Origin of the sequence: Carboxylicivirga mesophila, from assembly GCF_018271975.1 — a bacterium.
GTDB lineage: Bacteria > Bacteroidota > Bacteroidia > Bacteroidales > Marinilabiliaceae > Carboxylicivirga > Carboxylicivirga mesophila.
On the sequence record NZ_JAGUCN010000006.1, the window covers coordinates 149,829 to 175,293 of the forward strand.

Here is a 25,465-nt window from a genome sequence, read left to right on the forward strand (position 1 = left end):
ACAAAGGGCTGAGATCAACTCTCAGCCCTTATTTTTTACTTCTTTAATCCACAGCGTTTTAATAATGGATCAATGGATGGTTCGTGGCCTCTGAAATTCTTGTAGAGCAACATCGGATGAGCTGTGCCTCCTTTTTCAAGTATTTCCTTACGAAAAGCCTGTGCCGTGTCTTTATCAAAAATGCCATTTTCTTTAAATGCTTCAAAAGCATCGGCATCCAACACCTCGGCCCACTTATAGCCATAATAGCCGGCAGCATAACCGCCATCAAAGATGTGCGCAAAGCCGGTTGAAAAAGCCGTCTCCTCAACAGCCGGAAACAGCTCAGTTGCAGCCATCGCTTCCTTTTCAAATTCAATCACATCACCTTCAAAAGGCCCCTCCAGTGAATGCCAGGCCATATCATTCATACCAAAACTCAATTGACGCACTGTTGCATAACCACTCTGATAGTTCTCACTATCGATAATTTTTTGAATTAGTTCGTCCGGGATAACTTCGCCTGTTTGGTAATGTACGCCTACATCTTTCAGCCATTCTTTTTGCGTCGCCCAGTTTTCCATAATCTGTGAAGGCAACTCCACGAAATCGCGGTAAACATTTGTACCAGCCAGACTCTCGTATGTGACTTTACTAAACATCCCATGCAAGGCGTGTCCAAATTCATGCAGAAACGTTTGTACCTCATTAAAAGTTAACAAGGAAGGTTTTTTATCTGTTGGTCGAGTGAAATTGCATACAATGGAGATATGCGGACGCACATCGCCTGAACCATCGTGATGCTGATCCCTGAAGCTGGTCATCCAGGCGCCTCCCTGCTTGGTTGTTCTTGGAAAATAATCGACATAGAAAATACTTAAAAAAGTACCGTCAGTATCAAATACTTCGTAGGTTTTTACTTCATTGTGATACACTGAAATAGCCTTACTTTCCTTGAATGTTATACCATACAACCTGGTTGCTAATTCCAGAACGCCTTGCTCTACTTTTTCCAACTGGAAGAAAGGTCTTGTTGCTTCATCATCCAAACCATACTTTTCGGCCTTCAACTTCTCACTGTAGAAAGCATAATCCCATCGTTGAAGCGTTCCTTCGAAACCATTCTGGAGCGCATAATTCTCAACATCCTTTACATCTTGTTTGGCAACATCCAAAGAGGCATCAAGCAATTCTTTTAGGAAGCTATTAACTTTATCAGGATGCAATGCCATATGCTCCTCCAAAACGAAATGTGCGTGACTCTTATAACCGAGCAGTTGAGCTTTTTCTACCCTCAGGTTGACTATTTGTCTGATTAAATCTTTATTGTCATGCTGATTTTCATTATTGCCTCGTTTGGAATACGCCATGTACATCTGCTTGCGCAAATCCCTGTTTTCAGCATATTTCATAAACGGCATGTAGCTGGGAAACTGTAAGGTAAAAATCCAACCGTCTTTACCTTGTGCTTTAGCAAGAGCTGAAGCGGCTTCCATGACACCATCCGGCAAGCCAGATAACTCATCAGCATTGGTAATATGTAACTGAAAAGCATTCGTTTCTGCCAGCAGGTTTTCGCCAAACTGCAAGGTTAATTTGGACAGTTGTGTAGTGATTTCTCGATAGCGTTCGCGAGCGGTCCCCTCGAGTAAAGCCCCTTTTCTAACAAATCCCTTGTAAGTTTCATCCAACAACTGATTTTGTTCATGGCTCAGCTCATCTCTGTTTTGGCTATCATGCACCTGCTTCACTTTTCTGAATAAGCTGGCATTTAGCCATATATCATTGGAATACTCGGTTAATAATGGAGAAACTTCCCTGGCAATACCCTGAATACGTTCATTTGTCTCGGCATGATTGAGATTAAAGAAGATATGACTGACAATGCCCAACTGGCTACCCGATTTCTCGAGTGACACAATGGTATTGTAAAAATCAGGGATAGCCGTGTCGTTAACAATCCGGTCAATTTCCTTTTTTGCTTCTTCAATTAGTGCTTTGAAAGAAGGCAGGTAACTATCTTCACTAATTTGCTCAAAGGGAGGTGTTTGATGAAGTGTGTCAAATCGGTGTTGTAAAATATTTTGTGCCATTATGTCTTTTTAGTTTTTTTAATTATCAATCAATAGGCTGCCTAAGGTCATTTCTTTAACACAGCCAGTCAGCAAAAGTAAACATCAATTGCATTAAATTTCATTAAGTAACAACAAACCTTTTTGAATAACGTTCGTTAAAAATCCTTAACAGGCAGATGTTAGTCTATCATCAACATCAAAGGCTTTATAAAATAAATTCATTTACAATTAATTAAGATGAACAAACCAGTTTTTATTGCCATCTGCACATTGGTAATTATATTTTCCACTTCGGTAAATGCCGACAATAATGAACTGAAAAAGATACTTAGCAGCAAAGAAATCAAGCGTATTGAATCGGCAGAAAAGCTAATTGCCAAAGGCGATGCTTTGCTCAAGGAAACCCAAGAGATTGAAGACGAAATTAATGCGCTAAAAAATGCTGAGGGCCGCATTAAATCTGGCAAGATAAACAAGCGTAACAAGAAAGTGGCCGAGATAAAGGTCAAAGCTTCATTGTATTATCAGGATGGATACAAGCGTTATATTGATGTCTTAGACGATCACATCAGGGACTATGAAAAATCGGGCAACTCACAAGCCAGCCAGGCTCGCGACGATGTTAAAGCATTGGAAAAGAAAGCCCGAAAACTATACAATAAAGCTGAAAACAAGCCATCGGCTGAAAAAATGATTGAGTTTATTGAGCTGGCGCAGGACAACCAAAAAAAGGCCATTGATATTCATAGCAAATGCCTCATTAATTTAAGTGAAATAGAGGTGAACGAAGAAGAGTTAATGATAGCTGAAGAGGTGGTTATGCAGGATACAGTAACTACAGCAGAAACACAAGTAGACGAGTTAGTAATAGCAACAGTTGACACTCTTGAGACGCAAACCATTGCTCAGTCTGCAATCAGTGATCTACCTGAAGGTGAAGCGGCGCCAGCTCCGTTGACGGTGCCGGTAGTTATTTCAACAGCAGGGGTCACTACAGCAGCTCTTCCAGCTGATTCGGCCTTGATGACCGAAGCGGTTGTTGCTGAGCAAATTGAAGCAGAAGTACCAGAAGAAATGCCGGAATTATACCCTGATGTATTTTTTACCATACAGATTATGGCCGATAAAAAACCAGCCAGCAATGAGCAGTTAAAAGCGGTTTACAGTGGCCAAAAGGAGGTGATTGAAATGAAGATTAATGATTGGTATAAGTACTCGGTGGGTCGATACCAAAACCTGGATAATGCGAAAGCTGACATGCAAGCCGAAAATATTAAAGGATTTATTGTAGCCTACAACAAAAACGAGCGCATTTCGGTTAAAGAAGCAGAAACATTACTCAACGGAGACTAATAGAAAACAACCTATACAAATTGCATCATGAAGAAGATTCGGATTATTTTATTTATTGCGTTTATTGCAAGCGCACATGCTCTGTTTGGTCAGGGACAGATAATTGATTTTTTGAAGGCAGGACAAGCGGATGCCAATACACTATCGCAGGCCTACCTGCTGCCATATGGCGAAATGCTGGGTGTTAACCTGAATAGCGGTTGGTACAATTCAGCTAAAGTGCATAAGGTTGGTGGATTTGATTTTACCATAACTGCCAGTTATACCACGGCTCCTAACAGTAAAAAAAGTTTTGATCCAAGGAAAATTGGTTTATCAGAATACACAGTTCCTCAAGGACAAGGCAATGCACCTACAATGGCAGGTAGTAAAAATAAAAGTATGGCTTTTGCTCTCATGGAACCTAATACGGGTTTACAAATTGCAGAGTTGAATGTAAATGGCGCTGATGCAGACTTTTTCGTCAGTCCGATGATACAAGCCGCAGTAGGCTTACCTTTTCATACCGAAATCATGGGACGCTTTATGCCTAAAACCACTTATGGCGATTTTGGGAAAGCAGGTTTATGGGGGCTTGGTGTAAAGCATGAAATTAAAGAGTACATACCATTTGTTAAGCGCGTTCCATTCCTCGAAGCATCAGTATTGGCTGCCTATACAGACTTTACAGCAGACCTGAGTGTTGATGAACCAGGTGTTGGTGCTGGTAAACTTGAAACTTCAGCTGGAGCATTTACAACACGCTTGTTGCTGGGCGTTAATGTACCAGTTGTGTCTTTTTATACAGGGCTAGGTTATGGTACTACTACCAGTAACTTCGATTTGAAAGGAACTTTTAACGCAGGTGATGAAGGTGAATTAACAGATCCTGTTGCATTGGAATACAAAACTGATGGATTTGATTTTAATGCTGGTATGCGCATTCGATTGGGTATTTTCTCAATACATGGCGACTACAGCATAGGAGAGTATGCAGTGATTACCGGAGGTGTTGGTATTAATTTCAGATAAAAAAAGAATAGTTCAAATACAGAGCCCTGATGAATAGCCATCAGGGCTTTTTTACATCCTTATTTCATAAGAGGCTTACCATACACCTCGTCAAAGGCAACTTCCGAAAATGGTTTTCTTTTCTTTTGGGGTGCTTTACTTTCCTGCGGGTAACCTATGGGTAACAATGCAATTGGTTCAATATGCGCAGGCAATTTTAATACCTCGCGAACCTTATCCGGGTCAAAATGGCAAATCCAACAGGTACCTAAACCCAGCTCGGTGGCGCGTAAAGTCATATGGTCGATGGCAATTGAAGCATCCACATCCGTGTGATCTTTCTGATCGAATGAGCGTTTCCAGGCCATTTCATGATTGCCGCAAATAACAATCACCTGTGGAACTGCTTTAAACCATTCCCTGTCGTAGCATTCTTTAATTTTCTCCAGATTCGCATCGTCTGATACTAAAATAAAGCTCCACGGTTGACGGTTGGCGGCAGAAGGAGCCATTCGGCCAGCTTCAAGTACTTCAATTAGCAGTGCCTTGGACACTTTGAGCGGTTTATATTCTCTTACCGAGTAACGCTCACGAAGAAGTTGGTTAAAATGCATAAAACAGGATTTTGCTCAGTTGCTAACTTTGTATTTCTTTACAACAAAATTAAAAGGACTGGTGTAACTTCCAAATTTTAACTGAAACAAATGTTTTTCTTACTATCCAAAATATTAACTTTCTTATTAGTTCCATTTAATTGGTGCGTTCTATTAGTTTTAGCAGGCATTATTTTTAAGCGTAAAAAACTAAGAACTTACTTCTTTGCCGCTGCTTGTGCTATCTTTCTTCTTTTTTCTAATACGTTTATATTTCAGGCTGTTGTGTCGTTTTGGGAATATCCGGTTGAGAACACAGATGCAGCTATCTCGCCAAACCAGCCAATTGTGGTACTTGGTGGCTTATCCAGTTATGATGATATAACTAATCGCATCTATTTCTATGAAGCTACTGACCGCCTAATGCAAGGATTATTGCTGCATAAAAAAAACACGAGCCAGAAGATTATAATCAGCGGTGGTTCGGCCGAAATATATTTTGATGAAAAACCTGAAGCTGAATACCTGAAGGACTATTTGCTGGCAATTGGTATTGAATCTGACAAGGTGCTATTTGAAACGAAATCGCGAAATACGCATGAAAACGCCTCGTATACGGCAGCATTGTTTGACAGCCTGAATATGCATAAAAACATCACCCTGATTACATCGGCTTTTCATGTCAAACGAGCAAGCGGCTGTTTTACGCAACAAGGTTTTAGAGTTTATCCGATAGCTACGAATGCTTCCACCAAGCATCAGCCATTAAAGCCTGCCGATTATTTTATGCCATCCCTCGAAACATTGCAATCATGGCCAATACTGTTGAAAGAATGGATGGGTATAATGGTTTACAAACTCAGGGGTTATATGTAAACCTGTTCTTTGGCCGACCAATCAGGCAACTTGCCTGGCCATTAAATACCTACACCAAAGCCTATGCTGAAAATTGGCTCCCAGGCTTTATAAGGCGAGTACTTATGTTGTAATACATCAAAAAGCACTTGCACTGAGACAAAACTGCGTTCTGAAATCATTTGACGATAGCCGCCACCAAAATAGATGAATGGCACAAAGTTTCGTTCTTTTTTAGACAAGGTCGTGTATCGTTCCATACTATAGCCTGCCAGCTCTCCATGGGCAAACAGATTGGGTACAATATTATATTGGGCAAAAATGCGTCCACCAAACTGATTATAGGTTAAAGCCGGATTATACCGCTTATCCTTCGTATATTGATACTCGATGCCCAGGCCTGCATATACTTTAGGATTTAAACGGGCACCAACAACCGGACTGATCATCACATTGGTATAATCGCCAAACGTTAAACCTACACTACCGCCGGTAAACAGCTTATCTTTCAAAGGAACTTTTTTTGATTCCGCAGAATCCTGGGCGCTTGCCAGCATGCTAATACTGATAAAAATAACCAGTGCAAAAACAGTTTTAATTCTATTCATAGGATCAGGTATTAAATGCAGCCACACACAAATCCATCGGCCAAACCCTCCAGTAGCTCTTTCTCTTTATTAACCTCAGCAGCAGAGCCAGAGCAGGTATTACATACAGGTAGGTTTACTCTGCTATTGTACTCTATTTCAATTGTCTGAAGTGATTTTTCACAAACGAAGCACTTTAATGGTTTGGTATTGTAATTCTTGTGTGGCATACTATTTGTTTGCAAATAAACTAATTACAAAAATATAACAATTAGCGTTATTGTACGAAATTTATTAATATTATAATGAAGCAGAAAATTAATTGCTTCAAACGGGTTTGTAATTTTGAATAACAATTTAATCATAGGAATTATGAAAGCAATAGTTAGTATTTTCCTTCTATCGTCTTTGTTACTGGTGACAACAACAGAAGCTTCGTCACAAAAAAAGACAAAAAAAGAGCGCAGGGCAGAGCAGTTTGCTGAGACTCAAAAGTTAGTCGATAGCAAACAATTTATATTTGTACCCGATAGAGCTTTCCCGCAAGGAGGCCGTTCCATTGATTTGACAACCAACTATGGATTTATTAAAATAATGGGGGAAGAAACGGAAGGTGATATGCCCTTTTTTGGCAGAGGATTCACTGTGCCTTATGGAGGAGGCGGTGGAATTAAATTTGATAAAACCACCATTGAAAATGAGCAAGTGCAAATAAATGAAAAAAAGCTACGAATAACATACAGCTTTGAAGCTAAAGGTAAAGATGACCATTACAGGGTAAGTATGGATATTGGATACAGTGGCAATGCATCGGTGAACGTTACAAGCAACAATCGAAGCCCGATAAGCTACAATGGCGAAATATCAGAAATTGAAGAAGACAAGAAAAACTAATTTGAGATAAAATATAAAAGGACTTACTGTTTCTCCTGTAAGTCCTTTTTTTTGTTTTTAGTGACGACTAGTAGCCAAGTAGCACAATATCATATGGAGTATCAATTTCCACGCTATTGCTTTTTACAATTGCCGTATTGCCTGAATAATAGTCCAATAGTTGATCGCCATTACTAAAAACTCTGCTTACATCCACTTTTTTGAGACCTTCAGCTAAATCAAGTCCAACCACCACTTTATCTGTGTAGCTATCATTGGTAAATTCCCGTTTAAAATAATATGGTTCGGCGCTAAGCTGTTGGTGCACTCCAGCTCCCACAGCAGGGTGTGCTGCACGAAACTGCCCCAGCTTCTGCCAATGCAGTAGAATATCTTGTGTGGCAATTCCATTTATTGTTTTATTACTTTCAAGCTCATCCCAATTCATAAATGAACGTAAGGTAGCATCGCCAACGGCGCCATCAATTTGAAGATTACGTCCTGTTTCATCGCCGTAGTATACCTGTGAAGAGCCCGGGCATAACAGTAATTTCGTTCCTGTCTCAATCACCCTTTTCCGCTCCTTGTCAAATGGTCCGCCATCGTCATGGGAGGTCGCGTAATTCATTACACTTAGTCCTTTTAGTGGGCCATTTAATGCTTCGCTATACTTCGAAAAGAGCTCTTCGTAGCTATTATTGGCATCGTATTTAAACTCAAAGTTGATAAGGCTCTGCATACCATTGGCAAAATAGTCGACTTTACGATCGCCAAAATCAAACCAGCGACCACCCGATACACCATAGTTATACACTTCACCCACCATGAAAAAGTCATTATCATCCATCACTAAATCAGGGTTGGCAGCTTTCCATTCGGCAAACGCTTTGGTGGCTTCCTGCCATAAATCGGCCCAAACACCCTCTTCAGTATGCTTTACTGTATCCAAGCGAAACGCATCAATCCCATATTTACGAATATAATCAGTTAGCCACTTGATGATGTAATAGCGTGGCGTGCGCGGATAGCCTGTGGCACTAAAAAAGGCATCTAACTCATCCATCTCTTTCTCTAAACGTCCTTCGTCGGCCCATTTATCCATCAAAGCTTTGGGCAACTCCACTTCCTGTGAGCTTTCAGTCCTGATATCGGGTAGGTTTTCCACCAAGGTGCACGTCACTGTTGATTCATAATCCTGGTAGCGACATTGCGGTGAAGTACGTACCCATTCATCTCCCCAAAGTGGGTCCTTTGCGGTCACCGGCCCCGTATGATTAATCACCACATCAAGCACAATGCGAATGCCATGCTTGTGGGCTGTTTGTACCAATTCAGCTAATTCTGCTTCAGTCCCGAAATTAGGTTCTAAAGCTGTCCAGTCCTTCGCCCAATACCCATGAAATCCATAAGTTTCACCGGTTCCTTCGTCTACTGAACCATGAATTTGTTCAACCACAGGGCTGAACCAAATAGCATTGATACCCAATTTGGTGAAATATCCGTCATTAATTTTTTTGGTGATACCTTTTATATCGCCGCCCATAAAACCTCGTAGCACACCGGTTTCTTTAGTCCGGTTAAAGTTGACATCATTATTGGTATTGCCATTGTTGAAACGATCGGTCAATAGGAAATACACGTTGGCGTTCTCCCACATAAACGGGACATCGGCTTTGGTTTCTTTGGTGCTTGTTTCTTTTGTAACACACGACACCGTACCCAAAGTCAGTAGTAATGCAAAGAAGAAAATGCTTTTCATATGCTTTGAATTTAGTTTGTATGTAAAATTAAGAAAGCCTCCTGATACATGCTTAAATAAGGCTTAAGCTTTATTGGGTAGATGGTTCTATTTTGCACAAGGCTTGAGTGTTACGGTTGTTATGCTTCTTTGTTTTTTCTCCACAGAGATTTCCGAAAAGGTTTGCAAAAGCAGAATGTCCTATGTCAACAGCCGCCATTTTTAGTTAAATTACTTACTTTTGACAAGCTCATAACCTTACAATAATGAACGAAACGCTTCAACTTAGAACTAGGTACAGAGTAACATCTGCCGATACAGATATGCATGCCAGACTAAAGCTGAGTGCTTTGGTTAATTATTTGATACAGTCAGCCATTAACTCAGCAGAGTTGCTTGGATTTGGTTTCTCCGAACTAAAGAAAGAACATTTATTTTGGGTGCTTAATCGTTTAACTTTGGAGATTTATCGCCCGATCAAATGGAATGAAACGATAGAGGTAGAAACATGGCCTAAAGACATCGAACGTATTTTCTATATACGTGACTTTGTTGTGCGTGATGCTCAAAAGCAGGTCATTGCCAAAGCGAGTTCGGCCTGGTTGGCCATCGATCTTGTCACTAAACGTCCGGGCAACTTTAATAAAGAGAAAATGGAGCTTTTTACACGACTGAAGGATATACATAGTCTGGAGTACTCACCTGAAAAGCTTGGTTCGACCATCAATAATGGCTATGAAAGAGAAGTTGTGCCCAGCTATTTTGATATTGACCTCAATAAGCATGTTACTTCAACGCGCTATATCGACTGGATGATGGATTGCTTTTCCAGTTCTTTTCATACGGTCAGCTACCCGTCATTTCTTTCAATCAACTATATGAAAGAAACCATGCAAGGTGAACAATTAGGGTTAATGCACGATGCCCTGAACGGCACTCATCATTTTGAGGGGTTTAATAGGGCACAGGACAAAGTGGCCTTCAGAGGGAAAATCATTTTCTGAGGCTTATAATATTATTAAGCCTGCCTCACGAAGCTGCGAAAAAGTATAGCTATTGATAAATTTGTTGAAATCGCCCAATGAGGCTGTCTCATATTTGTGCTGGAAATCACTAAAAGTAATACGCTTTTCGGCTGTTACGGCCATCTCACTCAGGCATTGACATAGCCATTGTCCAAGCTTAGCCTTAACATTGATCGTAATATGCGTTTTAGCACTTAGCAAGGTTAGCTCTGACATTTCAACCGTTTTCTTACCTTTTGTTTTTACAGTGTTTTTGCTAATTGGTTCATGGGCTATCCAGAGTATTTGACTGTTTGGTTTCAGTACTACATCATCACTTATCATCGTGGCAACATAGTTAGGTGGTAATTGTGTTTTTGGTACTTTAAAGTTGAACCATTCGCCCAGTGGAAAATCAAAGCCAAGGCCATGCATATAATTATACAACGCCTTTTTAAGGCCATCACCAAATGTTTCGTGAATAGCACCTTGCTTATCAATAAATTCAAGATCATTATTGGCAAATGAGCCGTGTAAACCGCCCGTTATTTCAATATCATAAGCTGCCGGCCGAAGTCCTACCGGGCTATGTGCTGTTAAGGCAAACTGATGCCAGAAACCAGATTCAATAATGCCCATTTCAAACAGTTGGCGCACCACCTCCAGGGCATCAATTGTTTCCTGTGCTGTTTGACCTGGAAAACCATACATCAGGTAGGCATGCACCATGATGCCTGCATGGGTTAAATTGGCAGCTACATTACTGACCTGCTCAAGGGAGACTCCCTTGTTTATCAATTTAAGTACTCGGGGAGAGGCAACCTCGAGCCCGCCTGCCACTGCAATACATCCACTTTGCTTTAGTAATAAACATAAATCAGCCGTAAAACTCTTTTCAAATCGGATGTTCGTCCACCAAACAACCTTTAACTGGCGCTTTAATATTTCTAATGCCAGCTCTTTAAGCAGCGCAGGTGGTGCAGCCTCATCAACAAAATGAAAGCCCCGGATACCTGTTTGTATAATTAAGGCTTCCATACGATCTACCACCATACCAACAGAACTGGGCTCATAGCGTTTTATGTAATCGAGTGAACCATCACAGAATGTGCACTTCCCCCAGTAGCAACCGTGTGCAAGTGTGAGTTTTAGCCAATGACCATCGGACCACAGACGAAACATAGGATTGGCTACTTCAACAACCGGAAAATATTTATCCCATTCAGCATCTGAATAATCGGGTATACCAAGGTGTTTCTGTAAAACATCATCTTCAGCAGCACCATTTAAGTAGCGTACGGCATCATCCTGACAGATATAAGTGCGTTTTAATTGTTCTAGCTTTCGCACCCCTTGCAGATATTCGAGGATGCATTGCACGGGCCTCTCCCCGTCATCAAGGGTTACAAAGTCGCAAAACTCAAACAGCCTAATGTCTTTTAGTGCACGTAATTCGGTATTCACATAGCCACCGCCCAAAGAAATATTAATAGCGGGATGGTATTGTTTGAGCCACTGACCAATTCTTAATGCTCCGAATAAATTGCCCGGAAAAGGAACTGTTATCAACACCAGCTGTGGCTGGTACTGTTCCATGGCAATAGCCAGCTCTTTCATTAAAACGTTTTCGATAAAGGAGTGTGGCTGCTGCAGCTGATCGTATAATTCATTAAACGATGATGCTGATCGTCCCAGGCGCTCAGCATAACGGCTAAAACCAAACCTGCTATCAACGGCTTCAACTATAAAATCAGATAAATCTTCAAGAAACAAGGTACAATAATGCTTGGCTTTATCAACAAGTCCCATTGTGCCAAAAGCGGTATGTTCCTCTTCTAACTGGTTAAACCTCGAGGCTTCGGGTAATAAGGTGCCCTGACAAATGTTTTGCGCCTCAATGAATGTAGGGTGTTTAAGAAATGCCATTACCCTGGTAATGGCATTCACATATTCATGTCGTAACTGAAATATTCTGAAGGCATTTTCTGTTTGTATATGATTGGTGTCAACGCAGGCAAATAGCTCAGTTAATCCTCTCTCAGAGAAAATACGATTAATCACCCTAATTCCCAGATCAACTTGTGCAGAAGGAACATCCAGGGTATTTAGATATCCTTTTAAATAGGCAGTGGCAGGATATGGTGTATTTAACGGAGTAAAAGGAGGTGTAATTAATAGAACCATTGTTTGCTGAATTATCTTATTGCTTTAGCTGAAGGAATATGAAGTGTGCTCTGGTTTTCCAGTTTGTTAATAGTACTTTTCTTTGATTGTGTAAGCTCGTTGCGTCATGTCTGTGTTTTGCAATATTTTAAGTTTTAAGTGTTCAGGATAGTTTGAGTTATTGTTTAAAAAACGCTGAGCAACATTGTAGGCTTCATCTGATGAGTGCCCACTGAAACTACTGCCTAGCCAGCCGATGGGGAAGAAGATATCACCTGTTTTCTGTATTTCCTCCAATTGCTGTAATGTGGCAGGCAGGTAATGAACCGAGTGGCTGGTACGTAGCGGATGATGAAGGTTAAGCAATGCGCTTTGCACCCAGGCCTCTTTACTTCTGTTTTCAACTTTTGAAAGTGAAAGAAAAAATGCATCCCGGTCTGCGGCATTAGACGATAATGAAGGCATCAGGAAACTTAGTTTTTCTTTGTTATGTTTGCTGCTCAACTGCCCCAGTGTTTCAGCTTGAAGTTCTTTCGAATACTGGTATTCTTTTATACTTAGTTGCGAGATAATGCGAATTTTATCATTGTCACTCAATGTAATACCTTCTATTTTGTATTTGTCAGAAAGCATCTGTGCCAATAGTTCCTTTGCGTCTTCACTCATTGAAATGTTGCTCCAAAGCCTGAATAGTGTTTTTTTGTTGGCAATGGTCTGTTGAGTTTCCATTGAGGCCCATAATTCTTTCTCAAGTTTTGCTGATAAAGCATCCCATGATGATTTTGGAATAAATTGCCAGAACACAGTTTGCAGCTGATTGGCATATTGACTTAGTATCAGCGGATTTATTTCCTTTTTAATGGATTCCAACAGGTAATTTAAGAATTGATCAGGATGGATGCTGCCATCCAGAAAGTTCTCATAGAGGTTGATGACTATTCGCCCTCTCAGTAATTCACCTTTTACCAAATGTGTGTTATTGAGCCAATAGTTAATTTGAGGCTCTGTTAACCGAACGAGTCCATAACCTTTTTCGTCTGCCAGAAACAAGGTGTTGAGCTCATCCGGATCTGTGTCTAGGTTTATGCTGGCATCAAACATTTCGTACTCAAGTCTGATAGAGTCCTTCTGGATAATGTTAATGGCTTGTGGCCAATATGTTTTTTTAGACGCCAACCCTGGATGTTCGGCTATCTGCTTTAGTTGCCAGATGGTTTTATCCTCTGTCGATGGTTCAAAATGAATGATGGGTCTTCCAGCTTCGAATACCCAGGCATTGCTCCATACCTTAAGGTCTGTTTCAGTGTATTTGTCTATGCTGGCTATTAGATCATTCCACGATGCATTGCTGTAGGCATTGGTTTTAACATATTCGCGTATGCCTTGCTGCAGTTGAGCTTCGCCCGCCATGCTTTCCAGCTGTTTCATGACGATGGGCGATTTATGGTAGATAATGCCACCATAAAGCGTTCCTGCGTTTTGCAGGTTTTTCAGCTGTTGACCAATGGGATTGGCACCTGCAGTTCGATCAACCGCATAGGCAGCCGGAAAATGGGCCAGTAAAAAGCGTAGCTGATGATTCATCTCCGGAAACCAGGGTTCTGTGATTTTATCTGCCATAAAATTGGCAAATACCTCTTTGAGCCAGACTTCATCGAACCATGGCATGGTTACCAAGTCACCAAACCACATGTGGGCTGTTTCGTGGGCAATGAGGTTGGCACGGGCAAGTTCTTCGTTGCGTGTTGGGTTTTCATCCAGAAACAGTTTTTCTGAACGGTAGTAGGTGGCTCCCGGGTGTTCCATGCCGCCAAACTGAAACGATGGAATGGCCACCAGATTATATGTGTCAAACGGGTAGTCGAAGTCGGTATAGTCTTCCAGCCAGTCAAGTGAAGCAAGGGTTTGCCTGAATACCTCTTCAATGTTTCTATTGTACTTGGTGCTGTCATCCACCATGTGAAACAGGCCAATGGTTTTGTCTTTCCACTTAATTGAATCGAACTGGTATTGGCCGGCAGTGAATGCCCACAAGTATGTGCTTATGGGCTGTGAAGGGGCAAACTCAAGTTGAATACGTCCCTCAGTAGCTTGTTTGGTAGTTGCTTGTCCGTTGGCAACACCAGTCCAGCCTTCGGGCAGGTCCATCTTAACTTCAAAAGTGCCTTTAATATCCGGCTGGTCAAAGCATGGTATAGCTGTGCGTGCACGGTCAGGCACGAAAAGTGCATAAAAATAGTCGGCGTTGCGATTCAGTGCTCCATCACCCAGTATGTATTTTACTTGTACTGTGTTGGCACCTTTTATTAAAGATGACTTATGGAGTTGGATATGCTCGTTCTCAATTACTGGCGAAGGAATGGTATCCTCATTTATAATTAATTGCAAGAGTTGTTGGTTGTCTGCCTTAAAATCCAGATAGGTGGTCGTTCTTGAATTGAGGTTGAAACGAATGATTGAATGCCCGTCAATTGGCTCATCCTTATCTTCGGGTACAATTATTGAGAGGGTATAATTCAAATCGGATATATGAGCTTTGCGCTGTTTGGCTAAGCGCTGACTAACTCCAGCTTCTGGAGCAGGTTTTTGGTAGATGTTACAATTGGTTAATACTAAACTCAAACTTAACAGTAGGATGACGTGTTTCATGTTGTAGCGTGTTATGGCAGCTAAAAATAAGCAATCGCTACGGAATTAATTGAGGGTTTGATAAAACTCAGTTAAAAAAGCCAAAATAATGGCCCGGAGTTTGAAGAAAATACACCTAAGACAACTGAATAATTTATTATAATTACATTTGGATAAGTATGAATGAAATAAATAAAACTAAGCCTATGAAATATTTGTTAAGCATTGCTCTTGTCGCCTTGCTGGTTAGTGGATGTTCCGGTATTAAAACCACACACGATTATGATACGTCAGTTGATTTTAAGCAGTTTTCAAGCTATTCTTTTTATGGATGGGATAAAAATACCACAGAGGATTTAAACTCGCTGGATAGGAAGCGCATTGAAGCGGCCTTTGCCGATGAGTTCGCCAAGCGCGGACTGCAAGAGATTGAAAAAGGACAGGGAGCTGATCTCATTGTTAGTTTGTATCTGGTCAACGAAGAGCGCAAGCAACGCACCACAACCAACACCGTTAATCCTAATGTAAGTGTATATGTAGGATTTGGAGGCTATTATGGCTATGGCCCAGGCTGGGGCTATGGTCCGGGTTGGGGAGGCTACTCTACCACCTATGTCACTGAAACTGATTATCAGGTGGGCACTCTCATCTGTTCGGTTTATGATGCAGAGAAGAAGCAATTGATATGGGAGAGTGCTGCAAGCAAAACGATTGATGAAAATCCGCAGTTACGCAAAAAAAGTATTCCATACGTTGTGAGGGCAATTATGCGGAAGTATCCCAAGTAGTATTGTTTTGAGTGATATATTAATACGAAGGAGCATTTTTTTAATGCTCCTTTTGTGTGTTAAAGGGTTGGTAAATAGGTATTAGTATTTCTCTGAACTTATTTTTAAATAATAAAACGTAAAAATAAGTTGACAAACTTAAATATAAGTTGTAGGTTTGAAATGCTGATTAACTAACTTGGTATATCGATGATTACTTTAACAAAAGCAGAAGAGAAAATTATGAAGCTTCTTTGGGAGCTGGAGAGCGGTTTTATTAAAGATATTATTGCCCAAATGCCTGAACCTAAACCGCCTTATAATAGTGTATCGACCATTGTAAGGGTTTTGGTGAAAAAAGAAGTGGTTGGGTTTAACAAGTACGGCGGCACATACGAGTATTATCCATTAATTTCGAAAGAAGAATACCGTAAAAGTCAATTGGGGAGTCTGGTGAAAGGCTACTTTAATAACTCACTGTCGCAGGTGGTGAATTTCTTTTCTGAAAATAAAAATCTGAAAATCGAAGAAGTTAATGAAGCAATAAAAATGCTTGAAGAGCTTAAAAAGAAGCAACAATGACACGTTTTCTGATATATCTGTTCGAGAGTGGCTTGTGCCTGACTTTGTTTTATTCAGGCTACATTCTTTTCTTCCGGAAGGAAACCTACTTTACCTTCAACCGCATTTATTTGATGCTGTCAATGATTTTGGCCTTATTACTGCCATTAACGCCGGTACAGTTTTCGGTTGATAATTCGGATTTCTTAGGGATAACACTCAATAGAGTCAGTGAATTCAGAAACTACTATGAAGAACTTATTTTAATGACAGAACCTGCCTTTAGAGTAGCAGAATCTGAAGTTTTAAATAAGAATGCTATCGCTCCGGCTACTTCAATGCCCGAAGGAACGATGGGAGTTGTAAAGTCTTCTTTTAGTTGGTCAAGCCTGATATTTTACACTTACATCATCGGTTTGCTCTTCTTTGCGATACGTCTTTTGATGTTACTTTTTAACCTTTACCTGATTATACGCAGAAACAAAGTAGTTAAATACGATGGATTTTCTATTGTGTTGATTACTGAAGAAAGCCCGTCCTTTTCGTTTCTCAAGTGGATTTTTGTGAATAAAAAGGTGTTAAAGGCAGAAGAATTTGAGCAGGTTATAGCACATGAAAAAGTTCATGTGAAGCATAAACATACAGTGGACTTACTATTGGCACATATCATCACGATATTTCAATGGTTTAATCCGCTCACATGGCGCATACAGAAATCGATTAAGACATGTCACGAGTACATTGCCGACAGGCAAGTAATTGACCAGGGGCATGAGTTATTCGATTATCAGTCTCTATTACTGAGTCAGTTAATCAGCATTCGCTCAGTAGAGCTGGTCAATAATTTTAATTTATTATCAATTAAAAAACGAATTGCCATGATGAATAAAATAAAATCCGGACTAAGGGCACAACTAAAAGCATTGTTAGTATTTCCATTGCTTATTGTCGCATTTTTCTTCTTTGCCAATATGACGCACAGGCAGGAGAAAATACCTGCTATTACTGAATCATCTGATTCAGCGTTTGCACTTGAACGTCAGGGAATTGATATTCCGGTTGCCAAATCAGTAAAAGTTTATGACTATACATTTGTTCGTTTTAATATACAATTGTCTGATAAGGGGTGTTTTGTAAAAGGTCAAAAAACGAATATTGATAAACTCGGAACGAAACTAGCTAATATGCAGGCTCCGGCATCCAAAGATGTAAACAAGATGTCTATTCTACTGGAGATTGATAAGGCTACCAGGATGAAAGAAGTGGATAAGCTTAAAACCGCACTTCGGGAGAATGATTTATTAAAGATTGGCTATTTGGCTAAAGCCGATGAGTCAACCGGAATAGAAGGCAGTGAAACAGCCTTGTTTAACTTGTTGCCGTCTAAAGAGGCAAAGATGTTTGAGTCGGAAGATTTGGATAGGCAAGGAATTAAGCTGTTTAAGATAAAATATTCGTCGAGTGCCAGTTTGAAAGAAACGGCCAAGCAGTTGCATAAGCATGTAATGGCAAATAAGAAGTATGTAATGCTATACGAATACAGTAATGCAACCACCTACAATGAATACATTCAAACGCTGGACATGGTTTATTCCACTATTTGGAATATACGCAAAGAGCATGCTTTTTTTGAAGGCCTGAATTATGATTCGTTGACCAAAGAGCAAGAAATAATGCTGCGTAAGAAATTCCCACTGACTTTAACCATGAAGAATGTGGATGAAGAATAATCATAATGATTTGTAAGAAATGTTGGCCCGGTGTAATGCCGGGCTTTTTATTTGTTAGAAATTAGAGCTTATTTCTTCTTTAGGCAGTGCGATTTTATTACATTTGAGATGACTTGACTGAAAAAACTATTCGGATCGAATATTTAATTAATACATCATAATTTATGGCATCTAACCAATTTGATCTCAACTCCTCCAGTGGATTGCTTGAGAAACTACTAAAAAACATCCGGTCGGTGGGGCTTATCCTTCTTGTAGCCTTCGTCGCCTGGACAGCTTTCTTCACGGTCGACCCGGAGGAAGTCGGCGTAATTGTGCGTTTTGGTAAATATGTAAGAACTGTTGAGCCGGGCCTGAACTACAAAATTCCTTTGGCAGAGTCGGTTTATAAAGTGGCTGTGGAGCGTCAGCAGAAGATGGAGTTTGGATTTCGCACAGCCAGGGCAGGCGTTAAAACATCTTACTCCAGTAAGGGCAGTATTGAAGAATCATTAATGCTGACTGGAGACCTGAATCTGGCAGATGTTGAATGGGTGGTACAATATCGGATTGACAATCCGTACAATTACCTGTTTAAGGTAAGAAATCCGGAGGTGACTCTAAGAGATGTTTCAGAGTCAGCTATGCGACAGATTGTTGGTGACAGAACCGTAAATGAAGTTTTGACAGTTGGTCGCGCCGAAATTAGTGCCCGATTGCAGGAGTTAATGCAACGCATTTGTCGCGAGTATTCAATTGGCGTAAAAATTGAGCAGGTGGTGCTGCAGGATGTTAATCCGCCAGAGCCTGTTAAAGCAGCATTTAATGCGGTGAATGAAGCGCAACAGGAAAAGGAAACCCTAATCAATCAGGCTAAGGCTGAATATAATAAGGTGATTCCGAAGGCTGCGGGTCAGGCAAAGGAGACGATACAAATGGCTGAAGGCTACGCTACTGAGCGTGTGAATAATGCCAAAGGTGATGTGGCGCGTTTCAATGCTTTGTACGAAGAATATGTAAAAGCGCCGGAAGTAACACGTCGTCGCATATATCTGGAGACAATGGAAGACGTGATTCCGCGTTTAGGTCAAAAAATTATTACTGACCAGAATGGTAGTAATGTGTTACCACTTTTGCAAATGCAGCTTTCACAACAAAAAACAGCTAACAATGGACAATAAGAAAACCATCATATTTATAATACTCGGTGCTATTGCTTTGTTTTTCTTTTCGCAAGGAGCATACATAGTTAATGAAACCGAGCAGGTAGTAGTTACGCAGTTTGGTAAACCGGTGGGTGATGCCATTACCACGCCCGGAATGAAGTTTAAGGTACCCTTTATACAAACAACACATTTCTTTGATAAGCGTTACCTGGAGTGGGATGGCGACCCTAATCAGGTGCCTACCAAAGACAAGAAGTTTATATTTGTAGATACTTATGCACGCTGGCAGATAACCGATCCATTGCAGTTTTATAAGCGTATGACTAATGAGCGTAGTGCCTACTCGCGCCTTGATGATATACTGGATGGCGAAACACGTAATTTCATAGCCAAGCATAATATTGAAGAGGCAGTTCGCTCAAGTAATCGTACGCCTGTTTCATCAGGTGTTGTTGGCGAAATGATTGGTGATAGCTTAATGACTATTTCTATTGGTCGTGATAAGATCCAGGAGATGATTCAAAAGGCCTCTAACGAACAAGCCAAGGAGTTGGGTATTGCTATACTGGATTTCCGCATTAAACGTATCAACTATGTGGAAGAGGTACAAACACAAGTGTATGAGCGCATGAAAAGTGAGCGCTACCGTATTGCCGATAAATTTAAGTCTGAAGGGCAGGGAGAAGCATCTCGCATTAATGGAGAAAAAGACAGGGAGCTGAAAACCATTGTTTCCGAAGCTTATAAAACAGCAGAGGAAATTAAAGGTAAGGCGGATGCTCAGGCTGCTGCCATTTATTCAGCCGCTTACGATAAGTCAGCTCAATCGCGCCAGTTGTATAGCTTCATTAAGTCGATGGAAGCTTACGAAAAGACCTTTGATAATCAAACGCACATTATACTTTCAACAGATAGTGAATTTTATAAATATCTGCGAGAAATGAAATAGCGTTAAGTAATTAATGACTGATAGAAGCCTGCCTTGATTAATCTCTGGCAGGCTTTTTTATTAAGATAGATAGAAGTACCGTTGCGCCCATCAGGTAGGGGTAGAACAAATAGCCCATAATATCGAAAGGACTTAGTGCGCCTGCTGCAAGGCCGACAGCTGCCAATATTTGGGCGCCATAGGGTAAACTTCCCTGCACAAAGCATGATGCTGTATCCATCAGGCTCGCTGAGCGTTTACCTTTAATCTTGAATTTATCAGCAATTTTTTTAACCAGTGGGCCAGCCATTAAAATGGCAATTGTGTTATTGGCTGTGAAAATATTCACCACCCCTGTAAGCAGTGTGATGCTAAACTCGGCACCTTTTGTACTCTTGGTACGTTTGCCAATGTGACTGATAATATAGTCGATACCTCCATTGGTTCGTACAACTTCAACAATGCCGCCAACCAGCAAAGATACCAATACAATTTCGGCCATACCCAGCATGCCATCACTGGCCGAAGAAAAGAAAGACCATGCGTCGTAATCACCAATGGCCATGCCAATACCTCCTGCTAGCAGAATACCAATGGCCAGTACCAAAAACACATTCATTCCCATAATGGCAGCTACAAGGACAGCTAAATAGGGCGTCACTTTTAAATAATCTATCCATGTGATAGTGGCGGTGTGTTGAGCGTCAGAAGAAGGTATTAAAATATAAGCCGTTATGGATATTAGGGCTGCCGGCAATACCAGTTTGATATTGGCCTTAAACTTGTCTTTCATACTACAGTTCTGTGTTCGCGCAGCTGCTATGGTAGTGTCTGATATCATTGACAGGTTATCGCCAAACATAGCACCGCCTATGGCTGCTCCAACGGCTATGGCAGCGTTTACTTCAATAGCTTCAGCCAAACCAATAGCTACAGGAGTGAGTGCAACTACAGTGCCAACAGAAGTACCAACAGCTAATGAAATAAAACAGCCGATTATAAACAGGCCAGCCAGCAGAATTTCTTGAGGTAAGAAGTGTAGCCCTATGTCCACCGTTGCATCTACTGCGCCAATTTCTTTAGCCACATTGGCAAAAGCACCGGCCAGAATAAAGATACCGCACATCATCATTATACCTGATTGACCCATTCCCTTGGTAAATACATCAATTTTTTGAACTGTTTTTTGCCCGGGAGCCATTACAATAGCGATGACGGAAGCTATTATAAATGGAATTAGTATAGGTAGCTTATAAAAATCGCCACTAATCCAACCTGGTATGAGGTAAACAAATAAAAAGGCGATGATGGGCAATAGTGCCAATGATTGCTTGGTTTTCATGTATATGGTTTTTGTTTTGCGGTGCAAAACTATAAAAATGCCCAATAACCATTGTTGTCAATTATAAAACTTATTGGTCTGTTAACATGTTTTAAGTGGCATATAGCTAACAACATATAAAAAATATGCCAGAAATAAATCCTGATAATTGGGTGGAAGACCATGGCGACTATCTGTATAACTACGCTTTGGTGCGCGTTGGCAGACCGGAAGTAGCAGAAGATTTGGTGCAGGAAACGTTTTTAGCCGGTATAAAGGCGCTTGCATCATTTGAGCATAAGAGCAGCGTGCAAACATGGTTGGTAGCCATCTTAAAAAGAAAGATAATTGACTACTATCGCAAAAAATCAACCGTCCGTGAGGAGGTACATGTTGAAGAGCGGTTTGGACCGTATGGAAATATGCAGGATCATTGGGTTGAAAAACATGCACCTGCCCAGTGGCAATTGAATAGTGATGAACTGCTCGAAAATGATGAGTTAAAAAAGATACTACAGGCATGTATCAGGCATTTGCCCGGAAAATGGGCATCCTGCTTTATACTGCGTGTCATGGAAGAACTAAAAGGTGACGTGGTTTGTAAAGAATTAAATATCTCACCGTCTAATATGTGGGTGATGTTGCACCGCGCAAGACTTCAGCTGCGCGATTGTCTCGAAAAAGGTTGGTTTAATCAGTAAGACGATGGTATGGAAACACAAGGAAAAATGATGATTACCTGTAAGGAAGCCACCTTTCTGATTTCGAAAGAGCAACAAGATAAGTTAAGATTTAGTGAACGACTTCAACTGAGGCTGCATTTACTGATGTGTAAATATTGTCGGCGATTCTCAGAGCAGGTTAAGTTTATGACCAGGGCTATTGGGCGAATGAAAAAACGTATAGAGCAGCAAGGGGTAGAGGTTAAGTTAACCGCTGAACAAAAGCAACGAATGAAGCAGCGTTTGACCGATCTGAAAAATAATTGAGGCTATTTGTAAGGATGTAATTGGTAGTGCGTCTAACTTGACAAACAATAAAAGAAATGTATATCTTTTACTATTAATTATATCATTATGAAAACGAAGAAAAACAATTCGAATGGTTTGCTTAAAACCGTAATTATTGGTGGAATGATTGCCGGCGCTTCAAGCTTAAGTGCTAATGCCGAAAACTTGTTGAATTACGGTGATTTAGGCTCAGGTGCCGAGTTAAGAACGAACTTACAGGAGCAATACGGTTCACCGGTGCACACAGCTAATTTGCCAGATACCTATAAATCGGGTGAAGCTAAATGCGGTGAAGGAAAATGTGGCGAAGGCAAGTGTGGTGAAGAGAAGAAAGCTGAAGGTAGCAAAGAAGCCAAAAAAGCTGAGACCAAAAAAGCTGAGACCAAAACGACTGAGGCAAAGTGTGGAGAAGGTAAGTGTGGAGAAAAGAAAGGTGAAAAAGCCAAAACAACCACTAAAGAGGCTAAAAAGTCAGAAACAAAAACAACAGAAGGAAAGTGTGGTGAGGGGAAATGTGGAAGTTAATGCGAAAATGATGCTGAGTAGGCTTGGAACAGAAAGCTTACTCAGCTTGGTTATTAATCTGAAGAGTAACAATGAAACATCAAGTAGGAATAGGTTTCAGGCGCGATTTTGCTGATGAATTCATCGATAATGAAGCTTTTAAGCCTGATTTTATAGAGTTGGCTCCCGAGAACTGGATAGGAATGGGTGGCTACTGGAAGAAAAAACTTGATGCTGTGGCTGGGCGCTTTCCTGTAACTTGTCATGGTTTGTCATTGTCTATTGGTAGTCCGGATGACCTTGATTGGACATTCCTGAAGCAACTTAAGGATTTCCTTAAGTGCTACAAGGTTGATATATACTCGGAGCACCTTTCTTTTGCCAAAGCCGATAATGCCCATTTGTACGACTTATTACCGATTCCTTTCAGAGACGATGCTATCAAGCACATTGTAAAGCGTATTAAGATGGTGCAGGATTACCTGGAACGACCACTGGTGTTGGAGAATGTATCATACTATACTTCATTGGCGGCGCAAATGACTGAACTGGAATTTGTAAATCGTATCGTGGAAGAATCAGGTTGTCAGCTGCTGCTGGATGTAAATAATGTTTATGTCAATGCCTTCAATCATGGCTACAGCGCAGAGGAATTTATTGCCCAATTACCCCTTGATAAGGTGGCTTACATGCATATGGCTGGCCATGATAAGGTGAGTGATGATTTGATTATTGACACACATGGTCAGGCGATTATAGATCCGGTGTATGCGCTTTTTGAATATACCGTAAAACTACTTAATAAGCCGCTGCCAGTGCTGTTGGAGCGTGATTTTAATATTCCTGAAACTCATGAATTAATAAGTGAGATTGAGCGGTTGAAGGCTATTGTGAAAAAGCATTGGGAGGAGGAACATGTTGTTGAAAGATGATACCCGGAAAATACAGGAGCAGTTAGGTGCTGCTTGTCGAATCGGGAGTGATGCCCAATTAGAACTTAGTCGGCCTGAGGCTTTGGCGCACTATCAGCGCCTAATTCGGAATATCTTCAATAATACACTCGAAACGGCCTTCCCGATTACCAAAGAATGGCTAGTACCAACCGATTGGCAGTACCTGGTGAGCGAGTTTATGGAGAAACATGCTACGCAAACGCCTGCGGTATGGCAGATGCCCCGTGAGTTTGCTGGATTTGTGACAGCAAATGTCTATGCTAAAACACTCAATAAACCCGCCCTCAATGATTTATTGTGGCTTGAGTGGTACGAGATTGAGGTACATACCATGCCTGATGTGGAGGAGCCTGCTAGCATGAAAACTGTTTATCAGCTTAATGATTCTCTAATAATGAATCCTTATCATCGGATAATCAACCTGACATATCCGGTGCATAAAATGCATGCTGATAAAGCTGCTGCTAAGCCTGGTGATTATTATATCTTGATTTATAGGATGATGGATTCAGGAAGTGTACATTTTTTAGAGATATCTCCTGTCCATGTATTTATCTTGCAAAATATCATACAAGGTTCGCAAAGCCTTCCTGAAATTATGCCGATCGTTCTTTCGCAATTTAATTTTGATAATAAAGAAGCTATTCAAAAATATCTTGCACTTTTTTGCTCGGATTTAGTTGACAAAAAAATATTAATTATAACTTAGGCAGTGATTTAATCGCCAAACTCACCCTCCTTTATCGTTTATTAACTAAATCCAATTAAATGAAAGATGTAATTAAATTTATTAACAATGCAGCTGAACGAACGGGTGACTGGGCTTTACTGGCTATGCGTCTGACACTTGCTTTTGGTTTGTTTGAGCCGGCTGTTAAAAAGTTTGAAAACATACGGGGTACAGCTGAGTGGTTTTCCTCGCTGCATTTCCCGCTGCCTACAGTTAGTGTATTGCTGGCAGCAACTGTTGAGTTTGCTGGTTTTTTTCTGTTAATGTTAGGATTATTAACGCGATACATTACAATACCTTTAATGTTTGTGATGCTCATGGCTATTCTGATGGTGCATTTGGGTAACGGTTTCTCTTCGGCTGATAATGGTATTGAAATTCCGTTTTATTACCTGGTAATGTTGTTCCTGATATTTAGTAAAGGGCCTGGGCGCTTTAGTATTGATGAAGCAGTAGTAAACAAAATCGCAAAATAAAAAAAGAGGGTAGTCATTAATGATTACCCTCTTTTTTTGAGCCAATGACGAGAATTGAACTCGTGACCTCTTCCTTACCAAGGAAGCGCTCTACCCCTGAGCTACATCGGCAAACTAAAATTGAACCGACCGCAGAATCACATCCAATTTTAATTACTATTAAACCCTGAGCGAAAAACGGGACTCGAACCCGCGACCCCGACCTTGGCAAGGTCGTGCTCTACCAACTGAGCTATTTTCGCGTTGCCTGTTCGTTTAACAGGTGGCTGTTTTTCTCAACAGCGCTGCAAAAGTAAAACTTTTTCTAAAGTTCACAAATCTCAAAAGGCATTTTTTTTACACTTGACTGCACTTTTCTTCAGTTGCGATATTGCCCACCCATCAAGGGGTGTGTCGGTTTATGATGTTATTTGCCGAAATATCAGCTAAAAGAGTAAATGAAGGAACATTTAGTTACCCTTTCAGAACAAATGAACGAAGCACCTAAGAAAGCACCATTGTA

24 protein-coding genes and 2 tRNA genes are annotated in these 25,465 nt (G+C 40.7%); 16 read left to right on the forward strand and 10 right to left on the reverse strand.

The genetic code is table 11. The annotated features are described in order from the left end of the window. Positions 1–35: 35 nt before the first annotated feature. Positions 36–2,072, reverse strand: a complete 2,037-nt coding sequence (locus tag KEM09_RS07265) for a M3 family metallopeptidase (RefSeq protein WP_212227202.1) — start codon at positions 2,070–2,072, stop codon at positions 36–38. Positions 2,073–2,291: 219 nt separating this feature from the next. On the opposite strand from KEM09_RS07265, the gene KEM09_RS07270 reads away from it, so the two are divergent. Then, positions 2,292–3,407 (forward strand): hypothetical protein, encoded by a 1,116-nt coding sequence (locus tag KEM09_RS07270; RefSeq protein WP_212227204.1) that lies wholly within the window; start codon positions 2,292–2,294, stop codon positions 3,405–3,407. 27 nt (positions 3,408–3,434) lie between these two features. Continuing rightward, a complete protein-coding gene (locus KEM09_RS07275; protein ID WP_212227206.1) occupies positions 3,435–4,418 on the forward strand; it encodes a DUF6588 family protein in 984 nt (327 codons plus the stop codon). A gap of 59 nt (positions 4,419–4,477) precedes the next feature. Here the strand turns inward: KEM09_RS07275 and KEM09_RS07280 are convergent, their stop codons facing one another. After that, entirely contained in the window at positions 4,478–5,011 is a 534-nt protein-coding gene (locus KEM09_RS07280) for a nitroreductase family protein (RefSeq protein WP_212227208.1), read from the reverse strand. Positions 5,012–5,101: 90 nt separating this feature from the next. Here KEM09_RS07280 and KEM09_RS07285 point away from each other — a divergent pair, with 90 nt between their 5' ends. Then, on the forward strand, positions 5,102–5,866 hold the full coding sequence (locus KEM09_RS07285) for a YdcF family protein (RefSeq protein ID WP_212227209.1): 765 nt from the start codon (positions 5,102–5,104) through the stop codon (positions 5,864–5,866). Positions 5,867–5,907: 41 nt separating this feature from the next. Here the strand turns inward: KEM09_RS07285 and KEM09_RS07290 are convergent, their stop codons facing one another. Together KEM09_RS07290 and KEM09_RS07295 are read right to left on the reverse strand one after the other, a co-directional pair. Beyond that, complete coding sequence (locus KEM09_RS07290; protein ID WP_212227210.1) at positions 5,908–6,453, reverse strand: hypothetical protein; 546 nt, start codon at positions 6,451–6,453, stop codon at positions 5,908–5,910. Positions 6,454–6,464: 11 nt separating this feature from the next. Continuing rightward, positions 6,465–6,662, reverse strand: a complete 198-nt coding sequence (locus KEM09_RS07295) for a hypothetical protein (protein ID WP_212227211.1) — start codon at positions 6,660–6,662, stop codon at positions 6,465–6,467. Between the two features lie 142 nt (positions 6,663–6,804). Between KEM09_RS07295 and KEM09_RS07300 the strand changes: the two genes are divergently transcribed. Then, on the forward strand, positions 6,805–7,326 hold the full coding sequence (locus KEM09_RS07300; RefSeq protein WP_212227212.1) for a DUF4251 domain-containing protein: 522 nt from the start codon (positions 6,805–6,807) through the stop codon (positions 7,324–7,326). A 67-nt stretch (positions 7,327–7,393) separates the two neighbouring features. Here KEM09_RS07300 and KEM09_RS07305 read toward each other — a convergent pair whose 3' ends face one another. Continuing rightward, entirely contained in the window at positions 7,394–9,064 is a 1,671-nt protein-coding gene (locus KEM09_RS07305; RefSeq protein ID WP_212227213.1) for an alpha-amylase family glycosyl hydrolase, read from the reverse strand. A 245-nt stretch (positions 9,065–9,309) separates the two neighbouring features. Here KEM09_RS07305 and KEM09_RS07310 point away from each other — a divergent pair, with 245 nt between their 5' ends. Beyond that, entirely contained in the window at positions 9,310–10,047 is a 738-nt protein-coding gene (locus KEM09_RS07310) for an acyl-[acyl-carrier-protein] thioesterase (protein ID WP_212227214.1), read from the forward strand. Positions 10,048–10,050: 3 nt separating this feature from the next. Here KEM09_RS07310 and KEM09_RS07315 read toward each other — a convergent pair whose 3' ends face one another. Further along, positions 10,051–12,231, reverse strand: coding sequence for a B12-binding domain-containing radical SAM protein (locus tag KEM09_RS07315; RefSeq protein ID WP_212227215.1), 2,181 nt, complete (start codon positions 12,229–12,231; stop codon positions 10,051–10,053). Positions 12,232–12,297: 66 nt separating this feature from the next. Then, the gene (locus tag KEM09_RS07320; RefSeq protein WP_212227217.1) at positions 12,298–14,859 is read right to left on the reverse strand and encodes a M1 family metallopeptidase; all 2,562 of its coding nucleotides are present in this window, start codon (positions 14,857–14,859) and stop codon (positions 12,298–12,300) included. Between the two features lie 185 nt (positions 14,860–15,044). Here KEM09_RS07320 and KEM09_RS07325 point away from each other — a divergent pair, with 185 nt between their 5' ends. The 5 genes from KEM09_RS07325 (at position 15,045) to hflC (ending at position 19,990) form a co-directional block, all read left to right on the forward strand. Continuing rightward, a complete protein-coding gene (locus KEM09_RS07325; RefSeq protein ID WP_212227219.1) occupies positions 15,045–15,626 on the forward strand; it encodes a DUF4136 domain-containing protein in 582 nt (193 codons plus the stop codon). A gap of 189 nt (positions 15,627–15,815) precedes the next feature. Beyond that, a complete protein-coding gene (locus KEM09_RS07330) occupies positions 15,816–16,187 on the forward strand; it encodes a BlaI/MecI/CopY family transcriptional regulator (protein WP_212227221.1) in 372 nt (123 codons plus the stop codon). Beyond that, on the forward strand, positions 16,184–17,896 hold the full coding sequence (locus tag KEM09_RS07335) for a M56 family metallopeptidase (RefSeq protein ID WP_212227223.1): 1,713 nt from the start codon (positions 16,184–16,186) through the stop codon (positions 17,894–17,896). Before KEM09_RS07330 ends, KEM09_RS07335 begins: the two co-directional genes overlap by 4 nt. A 164-nt stretch (positions 17,897–18,060) precedes the next feature. Beyond that, on the forward strand, positions 18,061–19,056 hold the full coding sequence (gene hflK, locus KEM09_RS07340) for an FtsH protease activity modulator HflK (RefSeq protein ID WP_212227224.1): 996 nt from the start codon (positions 18,061–18,063) through the stop codon (positions 19,054–19,056). Further along, the gene (gene hflC / locus KEM09_RS07345; RefSeq protein WP_244824901.1) at positions 19,046–19,990 is read left to right on the forward strand and encodes a protease modulator HflC; all 945 of its coding nucleotides are present in this window, start codon (positions 19,046–19,048) and stop codon (positions 19,988–19,990) included. The genes hflK and hflC overlap by 11 nt, the downstream gene beginning before the upstream one ends. Before the next feature lie 37 nt (positions 19,991–20,027). On the opposite strand, the gene KEM09_RS07350 is transcribed toward hflC, so the two are convergent. Further along, the gene (locus KEM09_RS07350) at positions 20,028–21,311 is read right to left on the reverse strand and encodes a Na+/H+ antiporter NhaC family protein (RefSeq protein ID WP_212227225.1); all 1,284 of its coding nucleotides are present in this window, start codon (positions 21,309–21,311) and stop codon (positions 20,028–20,030) included. Between the two features lie 125 nt (positions 21,312–21,436). On the opposite strand from KEM09_RS07350, the gene KEM09_RS07355 reads away from it, so the two are divergent. The 6 genes from KEM09_RS07355 to KEM09_RS07380 all read left to right on the forward strand — a co-directional run bounded on the left by KEM09_RS07355 (position 21,437) and on the right by KEM09_RS07380 (position 24,963). Beyond that, complete coding sequence (locus KEM09_RS07355; protein WP_212227226.1) at positions 21,437–21,991, forward strand: sigma-70 family RNA polymerase sigma factor; 555 nt, start codon at positions 21,437–21,439, stop codon at positions 21,989–21,991. A 9-nt stretch (positions 21,992–22,000) separates the two neighbouring features. Further along, positions 22,001–22,279, forward strand: coding sequence for an anti-sigma factor family protein (locus tag KEM09_RS07360; RefSeq protein WP_212227227.1), 279 nt, complete (start codon positions 22,001–22,003; stop codon positions 22,277–22,279). Between the two features lie 87 nt (positions 22,280–22,366). After that, positions 22,367–22,825: a hypothetical protein gene (locus KEM09_RS07365; RefSeq protein WP_212227228.1), complete on the forward strand. Its 459-nt coding sequence runs from the start codon at positions 22,367–22,369 to the stop codon at positions 22,823–22,825. A gap of 71 nt (positions 22,826–22,896) precedes the next feature. After that, positions 22,897–23,736: an HvfB family MNIO-type RiPP peptide maturase gene (locus KEM09_RS07370; RefSeq protein ID WP_212227229.1), complete on the forward strand. Its 840-nt coding sequence runs from the start codon at positions 22,897–22,899 to the stop codon at positions 23,734–23,736. Next, positions 23,720–24,466, forward strand: a complete 747-nt coding sequence (locus tag KEM09_RS07375; RefSeq protein WP_212227231.1) for an HvfC/BufC N-terminal domain-containing protein — start codon at positions 23,720–23,722, stop codon at positions 24,464–24,466. The genes KEM09_RS07370 and KEM09_RS07375 overlap by 17 nt, the downstream gene beginning before the upstream one ends. Before the next feature lie 59 nt (positions 24,467–24,525). Further along, the gene (locus KEM09_RS07380) at positions 24,526–24,963 is read left to right on the forward strand and encodes an HvfX family Cu-binding RiPP maturation protein (RefSeq protein ID WP_212227232.1); all 438 of its coding nucleotides are present in this window, start codon (positions 24,526–24,528) and stop codon (positions 24,961–24,963) included. 39 nt (positions 24,964–25,002) lie between these two features. Here the strand turns inward: KEM09_RS07380 and KEM09_RS07385 are convergent. Beyond that, positions 25,003–25,074 (reverse strand) — tRNA-Thr (locus KEM09_RS07385). Positions 25,075–25,132: 58 nt separating this feature from the next. Then, positions 25,133–25,205 (reverse strand) — tRNA-Gly (locus KEM09_RS07390). Between the last annotated feature and the right edge of the window lie 260 nt (positions 25,206–25,465).

Excerpts from the sequence above, each read along its gene's own strand:
- KEM09_RS07365 (WP_212227228.1), top strand. The coding sequence starts at position 22,367 with ATGAAAACGAAGAAAAACAATTCGAATGGTTTGCTTAAAACCGTAATT.
- hflK (WP_212227224.1), top strand. The coding sequence starts at position 18,061 with ATGGCATCTAACCAATTTGATCTCAACTCCTCCAGTGGATTGCTTGAG.
- KEM09_RS07355 (WP_212227226.1), top strand. The coding sequence starts at position 21,437 with ATGCCAGAAATAAATCCTGATAATTGGGTGGAAGACCATGGCGACTAT.
- KEM09_RS07360 (WP_212227227.1), top strand. The coding sequence starts at position 22,001 with ATGGAAACACAAGGAAAAATGATGATTACCTGTAAGGAAGCCACCTTT.
- KEM09_RS07280 (WP_212227208.1), bottom strand. The coding sequence starts at position 5,011 with ATGCATTTTAACCAACTTCTTCGTGAGCGTTACTCGGTAAGAGAATAT.
- KEM09_RS07375 (WP_212227231.1), top strand. The coding sequence starts at position 23,720 with ATGTTGTTGAAAGATGATACCCGGAAAATACAGGAGCAGTTAGGTGCT.
- KEM09_RS07350 (WP_212227225.1), bottom strand. The coding sequence starts at position 21,311 with ATGAAAACCAAGCAATCATTGGCACTATTGCCCATCATCGCCTTTTTA.
- KEM09_RS07320 (WP_212227217.1), bottom strand. The coding sequence starts at position 14,859 with ATGAAACACGTCATCCTACTGTTAAGTTTGAGTTTAGTATTAACCAAT.
- KEM09_RS07275 (WP_212227206.1), top strand. The coding sequence starts at position 3,435 with ATGAAGAAGATTCGGATTATTTTATTTATTGCGTTTATTGCAAGCGCA.
- KEM09_RS07325 (WP_212227219.1), top strand. The coding sequence starts at position 15,045 with ATGAAATATTTGTTAAGCATTGCTCTTGTCGCCTTGCTGGTTAGTGGA.
- KEM09_RS07315 (WP_212227215.1), bottom strand. The coding sequence starts at position 12,231 with ATGGTTCTATTAATTACACCTCCTTTTACTCCGTTAAATACACCATAT.
- KEM09_RS07300 (WP_212227212.1), top strand. The coding sequence starts at position 6,805 with ATGAAAGCAATAGTTAGTATTTTCCTTCTATCGTCTTTGTTACTGGTG.
- KEM09_RS07330 (WP_212227221.1), top strand. The coding sequence starts at position 15,816 with ATGATTACTTTAACAAAAGCAGAAGAGAAAATTATGAAGCTTCTTTGG.
- KEM09_RS07295 (WP_212227211.1), bottom strand. The coding sequence starts at position 6,662 with ATGCCACACAAGAATTACAATACCAAACCATTAAAGTGCTTCGTTTGT.
- KEM09_RS07310 (WP_212227214.1), top strand. The coding sequence starts at position 9,310 with ATGAACGAAACGCTTCAACTTAGAACTAGGTACAGAGTAACATCTGCC.
- KEM09_RS07370 (WP_212227229.1), top strand. The coding sequence starts at position 22,897 with ATGAAACATCAAGTAGGAATAGGTTTCAGGCGCGATTTTGCTGATGAA.
- KEM09_RS07270 (WP_212227204.1), top strand. The coding sequence starts at position 2,292 with ATGAACAAACCAGTTTTTATTGCCATCTGCACATTGGTAATTATATTT.
- KEM09_RS07265 (WP_212227202.1), bottom strand. The coding sequence starts at position 2,072 with ATGGCACAAAATATTTTACAACACCGATTTGACACACTTCATCAAACA.
- KEM09_RS07305 (WP_212227213.1), bottom strand. The coding sequence starts at position 9,064 with ATGAAAAGCATTTTCTTCTTTGCATTACTACTGACTTTGGGTACGGTG.
- KEM09_RS07380 (WP_212227232.1), top strand. The coding sequence starts at position 24,526 with ATGAAAGATGTAATTAAATTTATTAACAATGCAGCTGAACGAACGGGT.
- KEM09_RS07290 (WP_212227210.1), bottom strand. The coding sequence starts at position 6,453 with ATGAATAGAATTAAAACTGTTTTTGCACTGGTTATTTTTATCAGTATT.
- hflC (WP_244824901.1), top strand. The coding sequence starts at position 19,046 with ATGGACAATAAGAAAACCATCATATTTATAATACTCGGTGCTATTGCT.
- KEM09_RS07335 (WP_212227223.1), top strand. The coding sequence starts at position 16,184 with ATGACACGTTTTCTGATATATCTGTTCGAGAGTGGCTTGTGCCTGACT.
- KEM09_RS07285 (WP_212227209.1), top strand. The coding sequence starts at position 5,102 with ATGTTTTTCTTACTATCCAAAATATTAACTTTCTTATTAGTTCCATTT.